This window comes from Streptomyces sp. NPDC087844 (assembly GCF_044742785.1).
In the GTDB taxonomy this organism is placed as follows: Bacteria; Actinomycetota; Actinomycetes; order Streptomycetales; family Streptomycetaceae; genus Streptomyces.
Genome location: NZ_JBIUVD010000036.1, coordinates 1 through 15309, shown reverse-complemented (window position 1 = coordinate 15309; position 15309 = coordinate 1). Strand labels below are relative to the sequence as shown.

Genomic DNA, 15309 nt, shown 5'->3' with positions numbered 1-15309 from the left:
CGCCAGGTACTGCGTCGCCGCGACCACCTCGCACCGGCTCGGGTTCGTCGAGCGGAGCGAAGTACAACTCCGGCAACCGCACCAGCACGGCGCGCAACAGCAAGAGAATGCCGAACAGCCGCAAGCGCGAGGAACAAGGCCGACGCGGCGGGGCTCAGCCGGTTCACTGGCCCGAACAGGCAGACCGTGCGCCTCGTACAGGGCAGCCGACGTGTAATTCAGCTCCGGCGTCGCCCTGCCCCTGGTGCCGGTTTGCACGCGGAGGACTTCGAACGCATCCCAGCATGGCGAACCGCGTGGTTCCACGCCTGCGCCTGGCCGGCCAGAAGTTCACGAGCCCGGTCACCCTAGGAGCACTAGAGTGGAAATACGGATATATCGCACGGGGTGGTTCGCGAGCGGGTGGCCGAAACACCGCTCGTCTCGCCCTCTGAGGGCTCGGGAGTGATCCCATGGCCAGGAGCCGGTCGCACAACCTGTACCGCTCCGACCGAGAGGGCAGTATGTCGCGGGACAGCTCCCGGCGGGCCCCCGCGGCCGCGCGCGGAGAGCCCCACCGCCCTGCTCAGCCCCCCACCGACCACGCCCTCCACGAACTCACGCTGCTGTCCTGCACCCTGTTCGACACCCCGGATGAGAGCGAGATCCTGCGCCTGGCCATGGACCACATAGCCGCCATCGGGCCGTACAGCGCCGAGGCCGGCTACCTCGAAGCGGACGGTGACCTCGTCCCCAGCCCGAGGAACCGGAAGAATCATGCCTTGGCCGTGGGCCGGAGGGTGCGGGAGCTGGCCGGACAGGACGGTCCTGTCACCGTGCCCGGCAGGCCCCGGGGCCGGGCCCTGGGACTGCGCGGACTTGAGGGACTCCACGGTTACCTTGTAGTGACGTCCCGCTCCCGGCCCACCGAAGCCCAGCGGTTCCTGCTCGCCACACTCGTCAGGCACACCGCTGCTGCGCTGTCAGTCGCGGTCGCACACCGCCGCCGTCGCGAGGCGGTCCTGGAGCTGGACCGGCTCAGGGAGGAACGCGCAACCCTCCAGCGGCAGCTGATCGCCGTCGTAGCTGAGCTGGCGTACCGGCGAACCGTTCACGCACGCATGGCCAAAGTCGCTGCCTCGGGCGATGCAGAGGAGGCCGTCACCCACGCCCTGCACGGGCTGACTGGACTCCCCGCTCTGGTCGAGGACCGCTTCGGCCGGCTGAGGTCCTGGGCCGGCCCCAGCCGACCCGACCCCTATCCGGAACCGGACCCCGTGCGCCAGGACGAACTGTTGAACGCCGTTGGCCGGGAGGCCGGGCCGGCGCGGATCAAGGACCGACTGATCACTCTGGTCCGCCCGCACGGCGAGATCCTGGGCACGCTGGCTCTGGTCGACCCCCACGGCGAGGCAGACGAGCACACCGTGCTCGCGCTGGAACAGGCCGCCACGTCGCTCGCCCCGGAGCTGGCGCACCTGCGCAACCTGGCCGAAGTGGAACTGAGGCTGCACCGCGAACTGGCCGACGACCTACTGGCAGGAACGGACGAGACCAGCGCCTACGCCCGGTCCGAGGCCGTCGGACACGACCTGCACCGCAACCACTACATCGTCGTGGTGCAGTGGTCGGACCGGACGGACGATTCCTTCGCGCAGACCGTGGGCCGAGCGGCCTCTGCCGTGGGCATGCGCTCACTGCTGACCCGACGTGGCGAGAACGTGGTCCTGCTCGCTGATGAGAGGCCGCACGCCCGAGCGCTGTACGACGCGCTCACCCTGGAGACGGGAACACCGTCCGGAACCATCGGCGTGAGCGCCCGGTGCGATTCCCCCGATGACATCCCCCAGCGCTATCAGGAGGCGCAGCGCGCCCTGGAAGTGCGCCGCCACTCCCGCAAGCGATACGGCACGACGTTCTTCGACGAACTCGGCCTCTACCGCATCCTGGGGCCTGGCAACGATTACCGGGAACTGGAGGCGTTCGTCCGCGAGTGGCTCGGGCGACTCATCGACTACGACGCCCGACACAACTCCGCCATGACGGAGACCCTGGCCCGGTACTTCGACTGCGGCGGCAACTACGACGAGACCGCCGCATCCCTCGCCATCCACCGCAGCACGCTGCGCTACAGACTTCAGCGCATCCGCGACATCAGCGGCAACGACCTCGCGAACGTCGAGGACCGGCTCAACCTCCAGGTGGCGACCCGAGTGTGGAAGATCGTGCTGGGCGGATCCGGCTGAGGGCTTGTGTAAGAGCTGGGCAAGCGCAGCACCCGCCCTGGAGAACGGAGGTCCAGCTCCCTCGACCGCGATGCGTGCGACCGGGCGTCGGATGCAGGCGGGCCGCGCGCTTCCGCCCCCGCCGGTCTCGTGACTGCGCAGCAGCGTGTTCGCCCGCTGCCCACGACGCCTGCGCTGTCTGCTGGTTGCGAGAGCGGCAGCAGCGCACGACCCCAGACTGAGCAATGTTCATAGAACACGTGCAAAAGAGCTGGCACATCGTGGCCGCCGTTTGACCGGCACTCTCGTCATGCCTGATCCCTCGGCTTCTTCGAAGCATCGGATATCCCCGCAAGCGTCCGGCCCTGTGTGAACTCCGGACGCCGACGTGGCGGTGGCGTCGGCCCGCCTCAGCGGTGAGCCAAGAGAGCCCGGGTCTCAATGTTGATCTGCTGAGCCTCTCCGGTGGGGACGACCACGACGGGAACTCGCGCGCCGGGCTCGCTGATGATTTCGGGACGTTCGGCGACGAGTGGTCGCAGGCCGCCCGTGAGGCCGAACACAGACAGTCCGGCGCACACCTCTTCACGCACCTCAGGCTGGTCCTCGCCGATCTCGCCGGTGAAAACGAGAGCGTCCAGGCGGCTCAAGGATGCGGCCATGCCGGCGATGCCGCGGCGGCACTGGTGGGTGAAGACGTCAAGGGCGAGTGCGGCGCGCTCGTCGCCGGCCGCCCGGCTGCGGACCAGGTCGCGCGTATCGTCCGAAGTGCCGGAGAGGGCGAGCAGACCGGACCTGTGGTTCAGAGCGTCCTCGATCTCGTTCGCAGACACATTCTTCCGTGTGATCAGCCAGGTCAGGGCGCCAGGGTCGACGCTGCCGCTGCGGCGACTCATCACCAGACCCTCCAAGGGCGTAAAGCCCATAGTCGTGTCGACGCTGCGCCCATCACGCACCGCGCAGGCGGAGCAGCCACCGCCAAGGTGCACGATCACCAGGTGCAGCTGCTCGGGACGGCGGCCGAGGAGTTCAGCGGTGCGGGCCAGCGCCCAGGCGTAGGACAGACCGTGGAAGCCGTAGCGGCGCAGACCGTACTCATCGCGCCAACTGGAAGGTACCGCGTACTCCCTTGCCGCAACTGGCAAGCCGGCGTGGAAGACGGTATCGAAGCAGGCGACGTGGGGAACTCCCGGCAGTAGGTCCCGAGCCGCATCCAGAACGGTCAATGCTTGCGGGACGTGCAACGGCGCGAGGTCTGCCACCCGGTCCAGGCGGGCACGCACATCGTCGTCAAGCAGTGTGTGGCTGCGCAGCTCCGATCCGCCGTGGACGATGCGGTGACCCACAGCTGCAGGAGCCGGCCCTTCCTTCAGTAACTGCCGCAGCGATCCGGTTGCCCCCTCGTCAGGCGGAGAGTCACTGTGGTGTTCGTTAAGGACTTGACCACCGTCCCCGAAGACCGTCAGACGCAGGCTCGATGACCCCGCGTCAGTCACCAGTACCGGGCTGGTTCGTGTGCGCACACACCGATCCTCTCCCTCGTTCCGCAAACATCCCTCGAAAGAGTTTCATGACTTTCGTAGCGGGCTTCCACGACCCGGCACTGAGTACCCGATCCGATCGCACTGGAAACAGGACGGTGCGCCAAGCGAGCCCGGCAGACCAGCAATCGGCGTACCGATCAGCAGGGCGCTCGGACCCACTGGCGACTTCCAATCGCCGCTACGGCCGATGTAGGGCAACGGAACAGGAGGGCAGCCCCCCCCTGGCCACACCTTCGTCCATGAAGGCCCACGCCGCGGTGTGCACGGCCACTGATCCATGTAGCCGAAGGACCCAACTGATCGCCCAGGCCACCACCTGCATGATCCTTTAGATCGCCCGGCCGGAGACCGGGCGGCGGAACTGCTGGCGTCGCTGACGCCGCCGGTTTCTCACCGGACCAGACGGGCAGGGCGTCACCGGTGAGTGGCTGGATCGACGGGCGGTTGTAGCTGGGTTGGCAGGGTCCGCCGCGAGTACGAAAACCGCGTCAGCGCCCTCGGAGAGTGACCTGCCCGCGCCCTACGCCCGCCTTCAGTAGCGCGACCGCAACCCGTGTAGTTACTCAGCGTTACTCGCCACTTGGATGCAGCTATACGAGAACTGGGCCTACATCCGCGTCATCCCGGGGCCCCGGAAGGTGAGACACCAACCCGCTGAGACATACGCGCAGGTCACATAACACCGTCGAGCCCGGTGTCCGCCGGCAGCTGCGCGAGCGCCGCGGCCCGGATTTCGGGGAACGAGGCCGTCATGTCCGTTCCCTGCCTCGAGCGCAGCAGCACCCGCCCGCCCGCGTGCACGGCGAGCTGGGCGCGGAAGCCGTCCCACTTCGGCTCACCCGCCCAGCCCGGCCGCAGATCAGGCCGGGGTACGGGAGTGCTCAGCATCGGCTCCGGCAGCATCCACGTCATACCGGATCCCTTCCAAGAAGAGCTCTGATGCTGTCCTGCTGGTTATGAACTGCCCTCGGTCAGCTGGCTGGCGGTGTTTTCGATCCACAGCAGCGTCCACTCGACTCCGGCCTGCCACCCGGGCTCCGCGCCGTCGTACCGGCCTTCGGCGTCGGCCCGGATGTTGGCCGCGAGGGTGTGCAGGTCCTTCTGCAGGCCCTCGCGGCCGCGCCGTGTCCATGGCCTGGCGCATCTCGTCAGCGATCTCAATGGGGTACTTGTCGCTCACCGGCCCCACCTTGGACGAGCACCTCCGCTGATGGCCATACCGCTAGGTCACCCAGTTGGAAGCCGTACAACGAAGCTTTGGTCAGCCAGTGATCGCCCGTGGCAGGCTCTGCTCTCCAGCCGAGGGAGTATCTCCAGGAAGTCTTCCCGGGCGTGCACGAACGCCTCCGACAGGCAGCCGCGATGCCGCCCCTTGCTGACCGAGGCCGGCCGGGTGGCGAAGCCGCAGAAGATTTGCCTCCGGCGCGGCCAGTTTCCCCATCCAGCCACCTTTCGTTCTCGATACATGGTCGACTGTGGGTATGAGTGCACTGCGGCTGACGAAGCCGACCATTGGGGTCCTGGAGGTCTTGCTCGCCTCCACGACTGATGCCCCCGCCTGGGGGCTGAGCATCTGTCGCGCGGCGGATCTGGGACCCGGAACGGTGTATCCGATCTTGGAACGCCTGGAGGAGCGGAAGTGGGTGGAGAGCCGGACTGAAAACAGTCCGCATCCTGGCCGTCCGGCGCGCCGCTACTACGACTTGACCGGGCTCGGCCGCAGCCAGGCGACTGCCGCGCTGGAAGCCCGCCAGGCCCGCCGGTTCAAGCTGCACCTCGCGGGGGGTTCTGCGTGAGTACGTCATCGCGGACAGCGCAGGTACGGGTGAGCCGACGCGCGCGACAGGTCATGAAGCACCACCTTCCACTGTCCGCGCAACGTCGCAGCCTGCTCCAGGAAGTGGACATGGCGGTGAGCAAGCGAGCGACCGGACGACTGCTGCAGGACTGTCGCGCTGTCGTCTTACGTTCCTCGGCCGGCTTGTACCTGGTTGTCGCGCTGGACGCTCATGGTGCTCGTATTCTCGTCGAAGTGTCCGAAGAGCCTCCGCCGGCAAGTCTCGTCGACCGAATGACAACGGACATCACGGTCTCTGGGGGCCAGATCGTCAACACCACCTTGTTGGCCTCGGCCGGCATCGGGGCCGCTGCGCTTCTCGCGGGACTCCCGCTCCCCTCGTTCTCATTTCCAGTGGCCTACGGATGGGTCGTGGGAACGGGAGTGGTCGTCTCGGCCACGTACTTCGTCTCCGCACACCGCCGCGCGCAGAAGGCGGCCCGCCCACGCGACACCGGTTCATCCGCTGCCTGGACCATGAGGGCCTGGGCTACCCGTATCGCCGGCACGAAACGGGACACCAGCCAGTGGGAAGACCATTTGACGGGCTCGCCTGAAGAAGGGCTCACACTGACCTGGCCGGAGCAGAGAAGGCACGCTGCAGGATTCCTCATCGCCGCCGTGCGCATGCGCGCTCACGACCTCCTGTCCGGACTGTGGAAGCCGGTGGACTGGATGCTCTCCCGTAAATGCATGCGTGACACCGCTGTCGCCATACCACCAGCTCTACTGGTGATCTACATCGTGCAGCGCGACGGCCTTCACGTGCTGCTGACAGAGGGATGGAGCTGGGTCACAGGCTGCGGAATCGCCATGTTCGGACTGATCCGCTGGCTGCAGAGCCTGCGGGGTATCGAGACGGCCAACTCGTCATCAGGCAACGGCCAATAGCACCCACGCCAACCTCGAGGCTCAGCGCACCACTACGTCCACCCACTTGCAGGATCCAGAAGAGCCTGGTCTTTTGTCGGGCAGCTGCACCACGGTGGACGGCCCGCCACCCGCGTCCACGTTTACCAATCGCCGTACCTTCGCTGCAGTTCGGGTAACGCCGTCCTTCACGGCGCCGCACCTGTCTGCCACGGCAGCAGCTGGCCCCGACCGGTCTGGCGACCACGGAGGACCGACCACGGTCACGATGCGAGAACACCACCACCGACCGTGCCCACAACCCCGCCGACAACTGTCCGCACCCCTTCAGGCGCCTGACGGTGTAGCCGCAGGTCACCAGGCCGGTAGAGCCCGACCAGAGGGGCCGACATCCCCCTCTGCACACCCCCACACCCCACCAGGCCGAGAAATGAGGAGACGGGAAGGGGGCGGGGAGCCTCAGGGGATCGGGGCGCTGGTCTGGTTGGTTGCGCGTCGGCAAGGGCCTCCGCGCTGCTCGCTCGGACAGGGCGGAAGTGGGGGTAGCCGGCGGCGTGACGGAGCGAGGGAGCCGATCGGCGGCGATTAGGGCAGACGTACATGCTCGGTTCGCCAACGACGCCTTCGGCGGGGACGATGCGCAGAGCTTTAGATGGTGGAGCCATTCCTATTGATCGGGAGAGTTGATCGGCGTTAACGTCGTCCTTTACTTTGCGTTACGAGAAGAGCACCGCCTGCATCTGGTGGGTTTGGTGCCTGCGGGGGGTGGCGTGCCGGAACGCATTGCGATGGCGGCTGGTCTGCCGCCGATCAGTTTTGTGGCCCATCAGCTCCGTACGGGTGGATCGGGCGGGGCCCGGGACGACTTCGAGAAGATGATCATTGAGCTGGCGAACGCCACAATGCCCGGGGCGCGCACCATCGCGGCCAACCCGGGTGACTGGGGCATCGATGCCTTCGCCGGCGACTTGGGCGGCTCCATCACGGTCTGGCAGTCCAAGTACTTTCACCCTGTCACGGCGGGCACCTCGCACCAGAGAACGATCCGAGAGTCGTTCCAGTCGGTGATCAAACAGGCGGCTGAGCACGGGCACACGGTGAAGATGTGGATCCTGTGTATTCCTTCCAGCATGGACGGGCCGACCGCGAAGTGGTGGGACACGTGGAAGAGAACCCAGGAACGTGCCCACAACCTGGTCATCGACTTGTGGGACGAGACGCAGCTGACGGTCAGACTGCGGGCTCCGGAAGCTGATCATGTGCGCCGCGCCTACTACGAACCGTTCACGGCAGTGCCTCCCGCCGCCGAGGAAAGTCGCTCCGTTCTGGAGGTGGACGAGGACAAGGCGGTTGCCTTCGACTCTGCGCTCTTCGTCAGGCAGATGAGGGAGGCCGGCCACCTTGAACTCGATGGTGCCAAGCGTCAGTTCTTCAATGCGGACCTGGTCGCGCGCGAGATTGCCCATAAGGGCGTGCCGTCGGAGGTCAACGCTTTGGTGTCCACCGATGCGACTCTCCACGGCGTGTGGGAGACCCGCTTCAACGAGTGCTGCGCTGACGACAGTCTGCGCAAGCTGCACAGTCTGGTCTGGGCTGATGTACGGACGGAGCACCCTCAGTTGCCCAAGCAGCTGAGGTTGGAGGTAGCGCACGCGTGGGGCCTGGTTCACCGGCTCGTGGACAACCGAAAGGCAGGCTGGGTCAAGCACTGGCGCACCGTTGCCGCCGCGCACCCCGAAACCGATCCGCCCATCCAGCAGCCCCAGCACGAGCCCCCGACCGATGAAGAGGAGTCGCCGTGGACGCCGACCGTCCGGTAGTCATGCCGGAGGACGAAGTCCAGTTCCGGCTGGCACAGCTCCTTCTTCTCATGAACGCCATGGCCAACCAGAAGCCGCCCGGCGCGAACCTGGAGCGCATCGCCTACTACGACTTCCTCTCCGCGAACCCCTTCCTGGTGGTGGAGCCGGACAGCCGGGAGGCGTCCCTGCTGCGTCTGGCAGGCTTCGACCCGCGGGTGCTGTCCTACGCGTCCTCGGGACAGCGCTTCACCAGCCGCCGTGAGCGAATTCAGCATGACCTGAGCCTGCTGGTGGCCTACGGATGCTGCAGTGCCGCGAATGAGCAGGGGGGACTCGTCTACCGCATCACCTCTGCCGGACGCGATCTGAGCGCTCACCTCACCACGACCTACGCCAGATCCTTCACCACCGCAGCCGAGATGGTCGTCGGAAAGCTACGGCGGCTCAGTGACACCCGCCTGCGCAAGGAGACCGCAGGCTGGCTGCGGGTCGACGGCAGCAACCGGCCCGCCTCGGCTCTCGCCAGTGTCCTTGCAACCGTGGACCGCGGCCGGGCGGTACTTCAGCCACTTGAGCAGCCCTTCGCGGAGGATGACCGATGACCGAAACACATGGCATCCGCGTACGACGTCTGCGCCTGGTGGGCATCGGTCGCAACTACGACATCGACTTCACCTCGGAAGGGCGCATCCAAGATCTCTCTGTGATCTCGGGAGCCTTCAGCTCGGGTAAGACAGCCGTTCTGGAGTTCGTCGCCTACGGTCTCGGCGCCAAGAACCACCCCAGACACCCCGAAGTGCTGCGCAAGGTCCGCTCGGCCCTGCTGGAAGTCGAGCTCTCCGGCGATACCCACGTCATCGAACGGGCTGTGGGCGAGCCCTCCACTGTGGCCTTCGTCCGCCGCGGACGACTGGATCAGCCATCCCCGGCTGTCGCAGAACGGAAGGTACTCGCCCCCGCAGGCGACCCCCAAAGCCTCTCCACTCTCCTACTGAGCCACTGCAATCTGGAAGGCGTAGAGCTACGGGAGGCGCCAACCGATGCGGAATCACGTACCGACCCGCTCAGCATCCGCGACCTGATGTGGCTGACCTTCCTCCCCAACGAACGGGTCGCCGACAAGAACTTCCTCTTCGAAAACAGCCCTCCGCGCAAGCACAAGCTGCGCCAGGTCGTCGACGTCGTCTTCGGTGTCCACGACGACCGCGCCGTGGAACTCGGCTCACGCATCAAACAGCTCGAGGGACGTCTCAACCGCGCTCGTGCCGAGCTAGCCGCAGCCACCGCCTTTGTCGCCGAACAAGACAGCGAACCAGCCACCGATCCCCAGACCCGCCTGGGTGCTGAGCGCCAGTTGGCGTCGATCACCGCGCAGCTTGAAGAACTGGACCAGCGAGCCCATGCCGCCACCAGCTTCGCCGAAGAGCTCCGCCAGACTCACCGGCGCGCTGCACAAGAGGCCCGCACGGCCTCTGCAGTTCTGCGTGACCGAGAAACACAGCTTGCACGCATGCTTCCCCTGCGCGCCCAATACGCCGACGACCTCCTCAAACTCGGCATGCTCGCTCAAGCGCGGCAGCTGTTCGACCCGCTCCGCGTTCGCACGTGTCCCGCCTGCCTAAACCCGTTGTCGGTCTCGCCCCAAGTCATCGATGGGCACTGCAGCATGTGTGACCACGACTTGCCGCAAGCGCCGAATTTGACCCTCGGTGCAGCTGCGAACAGCGACATCAGCGCGGAATCTGAGCAGCTGGACGTCGCGGCTGAGATCCGTTCGACAAAGGCCCGGCTCAAAGAGATCACTACATACATCGAGGAACTGGATTCCTCGCTGTCCTCTGCCAGGCAGCGGGCTCAGATTGTCGATTTGGAAGAACAGCGTGCGGCGAAAGCCCTCGACGAAGCCACCTCACCAACCGTCTCCACCTTCCTGGTGGCTCGAGACGAGTTGCATCGTCGCAAAGAAGTAGCCACGCGTCAGATCGACCAGTTGAATACTGCGTCCAAACTGCAAGAAGGCCTGGCCAAGCGGGCTGGACTCGTGAGCCGGCAAGAGGCGAACCTGGGTCATCTGCGTGAAGAACTTGCGCAACTGGGTGACGCCACTCAGGACCGAAATGAGGTGCTCCGGCAGATCAGCACCCGGTTTGGCCGCCTCCTCGCTGAGTGGCATTACCCCAAACTGAGTCAAGCCCTCGTGGCGAACGACCTGACTCCCTGTGTGCGCGGTGAGCCTTACCAGGTGGCATCTTCAGGAGCCAGGACGCTCATCACCCTCGCCTGGCAACTGGCCGTCTTCGAAACTGCCTTCGAGAGCGGGGCAGCGCATCCTGGCTTCCTCATGATCGACAGCCCGCAGAAGAATCTCGGACACGGCACCGGCCGCGACACCCTCATCGCAGACGCTGTCAGCACCGACGACTTCTATCGGCACCTCACACAATGGCTGGCACGTCATGGCAACGGGGCACAGGTCATCGTCGCCGACAACAGCCCACCTGAGCTGATCGAGGACCGTGTGATCGTTCGTTTCAGCCGAGACGAGGCAGAGCCGCCCTACGGCCTTATTGATGACGAGACGGGCTGAAAACAAGACCGTTTGAATCAGGTCCTGCCCGGAAACCGGACAGGACCTGAAGTCCGGGCTCACGCCCACCGGGCTCATTCCTGCCCGGAGTGTCAGAGGCGAGAGGAGTATTGGCGCATGACGCAAATGAACCGGGAATGGGCGATCGCAAAGCTCAAGAGATTCCTTGCCATCGCAGCCGTCAAGCATGTCGGCCCCCCGCCAGGAGTGATCTCCGCTGGTAGCTATCAATTCGTTAACCCGAAGGATGACGTACAGGCCGCAGCCCAGATCGCCGAACAGATCCTGGACAGGGTGCTTCCCTCGTGGCGGACTGCCGACTGGGAAGAGGCCAGAAGGCCGATGTGGCGCCACCGCGAGGCAGCCAACCGCGCGATCGGCTTGCTAGAAGCCGAACAGGAACTACAGGAGAACTTGGGAAGCGGCGCTCCCCAACTGGACGCGGCCACGCTGCACCCGTGGGTGTGGGGCAGCGTCGCTGGCCTATGGAGCAGCGGCCACTTCCGTGAGGCAATCGGTGCCGCAGCCCGGGCGGTCAACGCTCAATCGCAGGCCAAGCTTGGCCGCCGGGACGCATCAGAGGCCAGGCTGCTTGGTGACGCCTTCTCCACCAACGCTCCCGCTCCCGGCCACCCGCGCCTCCGGCTGAGCACTGACGACGGAGGCGACACTTTCAAGAACCGGCACGACGGGGCTGGCAACTTCGCCCGAGGGGTCTACTCCGCCATCAGGAATCCAATCGCCCACGAAGAAGGCGAAGAACTCGAAGAGAACGAGGCACTGGAGCACCTGGCCGCCTTCAGCATCCTCGCCAGATGGGTGGACGCTGCAACGGTGGAAACGGTGTAACAAGACCAAGCCGACGGGGGTGGTAGCCAGATCCTCGGCCGTTAGTCCGTGTTTTTTCTCCTACGCCCAGTCCATGCCCAGCGCGGCGAGTGAAGCGAGCTGGTCGGCACTGAGCTTGTCGCGCCTTGCCCGGGTGTTCGATGTCCATACGCCCAGTTTGACGATCACCGGTTCGGCCTCGCCGTCGACTGTGATCTGCTCACTGTGCCCCCTCGGCACGGGCCGCTCCGTGCCTTCCCGCTCCACCCACTGTGCGAGGGCCGCCAGGCCGCGCTGGAATGCCTGTTGGGCCTTGCTCGGGCCCTTCGCCGTACGCGCGGCCGCCGGGCTGGGAGACGGGGCCTCAGCAGGCTGCACGCCCAACGCGGTCAGCCGTTCCTTTTGTTCGGTGGACAGCTGCGCCCAGGTGCTTGCCTGGCGTTGCCGCACGAGCCATCGTCCGAGGTCGTCGCCGTCGAACAGGACGCCCGGCGCGATGTCGGGGAGGTGGCCGTCGGCGTCGACGAGGTCGGCGAGGACGCGGTAGTGGCGCTGCCAGTCCAGCGGCCACGGGCAGTTCCAGTCCGGGGCGACCGTAGCCAGCTGCTTCGCGCGCTTCTCCGCCCGCTCCGGGTCCTTCCCCAGCCCGCCCTTCCGCCGGAGGTTAGCCAGGTGTTGGCCGACCGGCACCATTGCCTCGCCCTCGCCCCACACCGTGTCCTGGCGTGGGGCGAGGTGCCCGGTGGCACGGCGGTAGGACCGGAGCGCGGCGAGTTTGTTCTCCCAGGCTTCTTCGCCCGGTTCCCAGACCATCCCGGCCTCGGGGGCGTCCAGCAGGGTCTGGCGCCGCTCCTCCAGCTCACTTGCCCGCAGGGCTTTCCGCTGCTGGTGGACCCAGCGCCCAAGCGGAAACGCCTTGGTCGCCCCGACTTCGACCTCAACGTCGTAGGGGACGGCGTAGAGGCCGGTGATCTTGTTCTCCTTCCGCCAGCGGAGGAGGGCTTGGTAGCCCTCGAGCCACACCAGGGATTCAGGCCGGTAGACCCGGGTGCGCAGGAACGCGGCGATGGTCGACGCGTCGCGCGGGCTGGAGAAGTGGAGCAGGGCCGATTCGGCAGCGGCGTCAGTGTCGTCCTGCTCCTGGTCCTCGCCGCCGACGGCCCCGACGATCCGTCCGTCCTCATCGCGCTGGACGTGCACCTTGCGCTTCCCGCTGCTGAGGGCGCGGGAGGCGAGCTGCTCGACGAGTCGTTCATCGTGACTGCGGAGTCCTTGGAGGACCGCTACAAGAGGGCGGAACGAGGCGCTGGCGACCATGTCGGTCGGGTCTTCGCCCGGCTCCAGGAACACCGGCACGATGATCCGTGCGACTTTCGTGGAGCCGTCGCGGTTGAGGCGGAGCGCGCGGCCGATGTTCTGGACGATCTCGACCTGGGAGCCGCGGGTGTCGGCGAAGCAGATGGCTTCGACTCCCCGCTCGCCGGTGATGTCGACGCCTTCTCCGAGTACGCGAACGCTGGCGAGGAACGCGCGGTGGACCCGGCGGTCGGCCGCGTCGATGCCGTTGGCGAACTGCCGCAGAACCTCGCGCCGCTCACTGACGAGGTGGTCGCCGCACAGCCACGCCGACCACACCCGGTCCGGGGGTACGTGGCGGCCGGCCTCCAGCTCGTAGAACTCCGCGTCGATCGAGGACGCGGGGAGCCGGTCCGCGGCCGCCAGGTCCTCGTCGGAGGCGTCATTCAGGTACAGCTCGGCTGCGGTCTCGGGCAGCTTCTCCGCGAACGCGGCGGCTTCCTCGACCTTCTGGTGGAACGTCATGACGGTGCGTAGGTTCCACCTTGCGGCGTGCTCCAGGAGTGCGGTCTGCAGCAGAGCGAGGCGCCGGCCTCGCTGTGTCTCTTCCGATTCCCCGAGGAGGGGGGAGGGGGCGCGGATCTCCAGGACGTCGATCTCGAATCCGGCGAGGATCTCGCGCTCGATCGCCTCCGAGAGCCCGAGCTCCGCCAGCCACGGCCCGTAGGTTTCCGAGTCCTGGCCCATTGACGCGATCTCGAGTTCCTCGCTGGCCGCGACTTTCTGCGGCCGGGGCGCGGCGAGGATGCGCGGGGTCGCGGTCAGGTAGAGCCGGAAGTCGGCGGGGATGCGGGCGTTGTCGTGGATCGCCGCCCATGGCCTGCCAAGATCGCCCGCGGTTGAGTGGGCTTCGTCGATGATGGCGAGCGAAAAACCGTCCATCTGCTGCCCGTACAGGCGCTCTCCGCCCGCCAGGGCGGCCTCCAATGGCCCGCGAACGCGTCCCTGGCCCATCGGGTCGTCGAAGTCGTCGCGGTCCACGAGGGAGGCGTACGTGGCGAACACGACGACCGGCCCCTCCCCGGCCCACAGGGCGAGCTGGATCGGGTTGGTGGTGGTGCGCACCCCCAGCGAGTTGAGCACCGCGTCGTTCTCCAGCGAGCACACGGCGACCATCGGGGCCTGGTGACCCACCAAGCGCCACGCCTGGGCGGTTTGCACGAGCAGGTCCAGGGTCGGGACCGTGACGAGGATTCGCCCGCCTGGAAAGCACTCCAGAGCACACGCGGCGGCCGTGATCGTCTTGCCTGAGCCGGTCGCGGAGACGATCGTGCCCCGGGCACCCTGCGGTGGCACAGATGACCTTGCAGGGAATCCTACCCACTTTCGGAAACTTGTCTTCTGATCTACCTGATGTTCTCGGAGCGCGATCCTCTGCATCGTCAGGATCCTTTCACCAGTCGGTACGGCGCACGTCAAAGTTTTCCGGGTGGAGATCCTGCGGCAGGTTCAGCCGGAACGTTTCCTGGAAGAACCCGAGCCTTTCCTTCTCCTCAGGCAAGGCCGTCAGCAACTCGAAGGCATACGCGGCGGCATCAACCATGCGCCCGGAGCCGATCTCCTCGTACAACGACCACTTGCACCCCCGAGCAGCCTCACGACACGCCTGCGCGGCAGCGTCCTGCTCCCCGGAACACAGCGCACTCAGCACCTGGATCAGGCTGCGCCGCCACATGAGCGGTATCAGGGGGTCAGTCAGAGCGGCAGCCACCATGGAAGCGGCGGCCACGGCCGGCATCATCAGGTTGGACTGGACGTACACGTGGTTGTCCGCCCAACCTTCGCCTACTCGCTCAGGGGGAGTCCCGCTCAACGCGGTAAGGAAATCGCCCGGGACATGCTTGGCACTCATTCCACAGCCGCACGCCATCTCGCCCCAGCTATGACGAGAGATTTCCGCGCGAAGAGCTTGCCCAACCAAGTGTTCCTCCAGAAGCCAAATAGGGGTGTCCCGTGTTTCCGCCAAAGGTACATGCTGCATTAACTTGATGCACGCGATACACTAGAACCACACGAACGAGCACCCCCCTTCCTGGTAGCCAGCCAGGCCCGCGCCAGCGGGCCCCAACGGTTCTGGAGGCGCAGCCGGAAGGACCGTCAGGCGGGGGAGCGCAGCGGACCCGCCGGGAGCGCCCCGCGCTCCCCCAACTCCCGGACTAGAGGCCCCACCGCCTCCTGGAGCGCAGCGGAAGGAGGCACCCATGCGCAGCATGGGTCAGCGGGAGCGCAGCGACCGCGTTCCCTTGCACATCGCGCAGCGATGTGGTACCCGCTCCGCGGG

The 15309-nt window shown here is 66.5% G+C and carries 12 protein-coding genes; 7 read left to right on the top strand and 5 right to left on the bottom strand.

Features of this window, described 5'->3' with window-relative positions; translation table 11 throughout:
* The first annotated feature begins 452 nt into the window (after positions 1-452).
* Positions 453-2225: a PucR family transcriptional regulator gene (locus ACIOKD_RS40135; protein WP_402093317.1), complete on the top strand. Its 1773-nt coding sequence runs from the start codon at positions 453-455 to the stop codon at positions 2223-2225.
* 389 nt (positions 2226-2614) lie between these two features.
* Here ACIOKD_RS40135 and ACIOKD_RS40130 read toward each other — a convergent pair whose 3' ends face one another.
* From ACIOKD_RS40130 to ACIOKD_RS40120, 3 genes are all read right to left on the bottom strand, one after another.
* Positions 2615-3727: an acetate/propionate family kinase gene (locus ACIOKD_RS40130; RefSeq protein ID WP_402093316.1), complete on the bottom strand. Its 1113-nt coding sequence runs from the start codon at positions 3725-3727 to the stop codon at positions 2615-2617.
* Positions 3728-4420: 693 nt separating this feature from the next.
* Complete coding sequence (locus ACIOKD_RS40125; protein ID WP_402093315.1) at positions 4421-4660, bottom strand: hypothetical protein; 240 nt, start codon at positions 4658-4660, stop codon at positions 4421-4423.
* 42 nt (positions 4661-4702) lie between these two features.
* Entirely contained in the window at positions 4703-4909 is a 207-nt protein-coding gene (locus tag ACIOKD_RS40120; RefSeq protein WP_402093313.1) for a hypothetical protein, read from the bottom strand.
* Between the two features lie 320 nt (positions 4910-5229).
* Between ACIOKD_RS40120 and ACIOKD_RS40115 the strand changes: the two genes are divergently transcribed.
* The 6 genes from ACIOKD_RS40115 to ACIOKD_RS40090 all read left to right on the top strand — a co-directional run bounded on the left by ACIOKD_RS40115 (position 5230) and on the right by ACIOKD_RS40090 (position 11693).
* Complete coding sequence (locus ACIOKD_RS40115) at positions 5230-5544, top strand: PadR family transcriptional regulator (protein WP_402093311.1); 315 nt, start codon at positions 5230-5232, stop codon at positions 5542-5544.
* 110 nt (positions 5545-5654) lie between these two features.
* Positions 5655-6476, top strand: a complete 822-nt coding sequence (locus ACIOKD_RS40110) for a hypothetical protein (protein WP_402093309.1) — start codon at positions 5655-5657, stop codon at positions 6474-6476.
* Positions 6477-7138: 662 nt separating this feature from the next.
* Positions 7139-8275 (top strand): serine/threonine protein kinase, encoded by a 1137-nt coding sequence (locus ACIOKD_RS40105; protein WP_402093307.1) that lies wholly within the window; start codon positions 7139-7141, stop codon positions 8273-8275.
* A complete protein-coding gene (locus ACIOKD_RS40100) occupies positions 8254-8859 on the top strand; it encodes an ABC-three component system middle component 2 (protein ID WP_402093305.1) in 606 nt (201 codons plus the stop codon). The genes ACIOKD_RS40105 and ACIOKD_RS40100 overlap by 22 nt, the downstream gene beginning before the upstream one ends.
* Positions 8856-10844: a DNA recombination protein RecN gene (locus ACIOKD_RS40095; RefSeq protein WP_402093303.1), complete on the top strand. Its 1989-nt coding sequence runs from the start codon at positions 8856-8858 to the stop codon at positions 10842-10844. Before ACIOKD_RS40100 ends, ACIOKD_RS40095 begins: the two co-directional genes overlap by 4 nt.
* A 117-nt stretch (positions 10845-10961) precedes the next feature.
* Complete coding sequence (locus ACIOKD_RS40090; RefSeq protein WP_402093301.1) at positions 10962-11693, top strand: TIGR02391 family protein; 732 nt, start codon at positions 10962-10964, stop codon at positions 11691-11693.
* Between the two features lie 60 nt (positions 11694-11753).
* On the opposite strand, the gene ACIOKD_RS40085 is transcribed toward ACIOKD_RS40090, so the two are convergent.
* Complete coding sequence (locus tag ACIOKD_RS40085) at positions 11754-14408, bottom strand: Helicase associated domain protein (RefSeq protein WP_402093299.1); 2655 nt, start codon at positions 14406-14408, stop codon at positions 11754-11756.
* A 13-nt stretch (positions 14409-14421) separates the two neighbouring features.
* Positions 14422-14790 carry a hypothetical protein gene (locus ACIOKD_RS40080; RefSeq protein ID WP_402093297.1) on the bottom strand — a complete coding sequence of 123 codons (369 nt, stop codon included), beginning with the start codon at positions 14788-14790 and terminating at the stop codon, positions 14422-14424.
* Positions 14791-15309: the final 519 nt, after the last annotated feature.

What these genes read in the sequence shown, in the direction of transcription:
- ACIOKD_RS40110 (WP_402093309.1), top strand. Translation starts at nt 5,655, where the DNA reads ATGGCGGTGAGCAAGCGAGCGACCGGACGACTGCTGCAGGACTGTCGC.
- ACIOKD_RS40085 (WP_402093299.1), bottom strand. Translation starts at nt 14,408, where the DNA reads ATGCAGAGGATCGCGCTCCGAGAACATCAGGTAGATCAGAAGACAAGT.
- ACIOKD_RS40135 (WP_402093317.1), top strand. Translation starts at nt 453, where the DNA reads ATGGCCAGGAGCCGGTCGCACAACCTGTACCGCTCCGACCGAGAGGGC.
- ACIOKD_RS40090 (WP_402093301.1), top strand. Translation starts at nt 10,962, where the DNA reads ATGACGCAAATGAACCGGGAATGGGCGATCGCAAAGCTCAAGAGATTC.
- ACIOKD_RS40115 (WP_402093311.1), top strand. Translation starts at nt 5,230, where the DNA reads ATGAGTGCACTGCGGCTGACGAAGCCGACCATTGGGGTCCTGGAGGTC.
- ACIOKD_RS40095 (WP_402093303.1), top strand. Translation starts at nt 8,856, where the DNA reads ATGACCGAAACACATGGCATCCGCGTACGACGTCTGCGCCTGGTGGGC.
- ACIOKD_RS40125 (WP_402093315.1), bottom strand. Translation starts at nt 4,660, where the DNA reads ATGACGTGGATGCTGCCGGAGCCGATGCTGAGCACTCCCGTACCCCGG.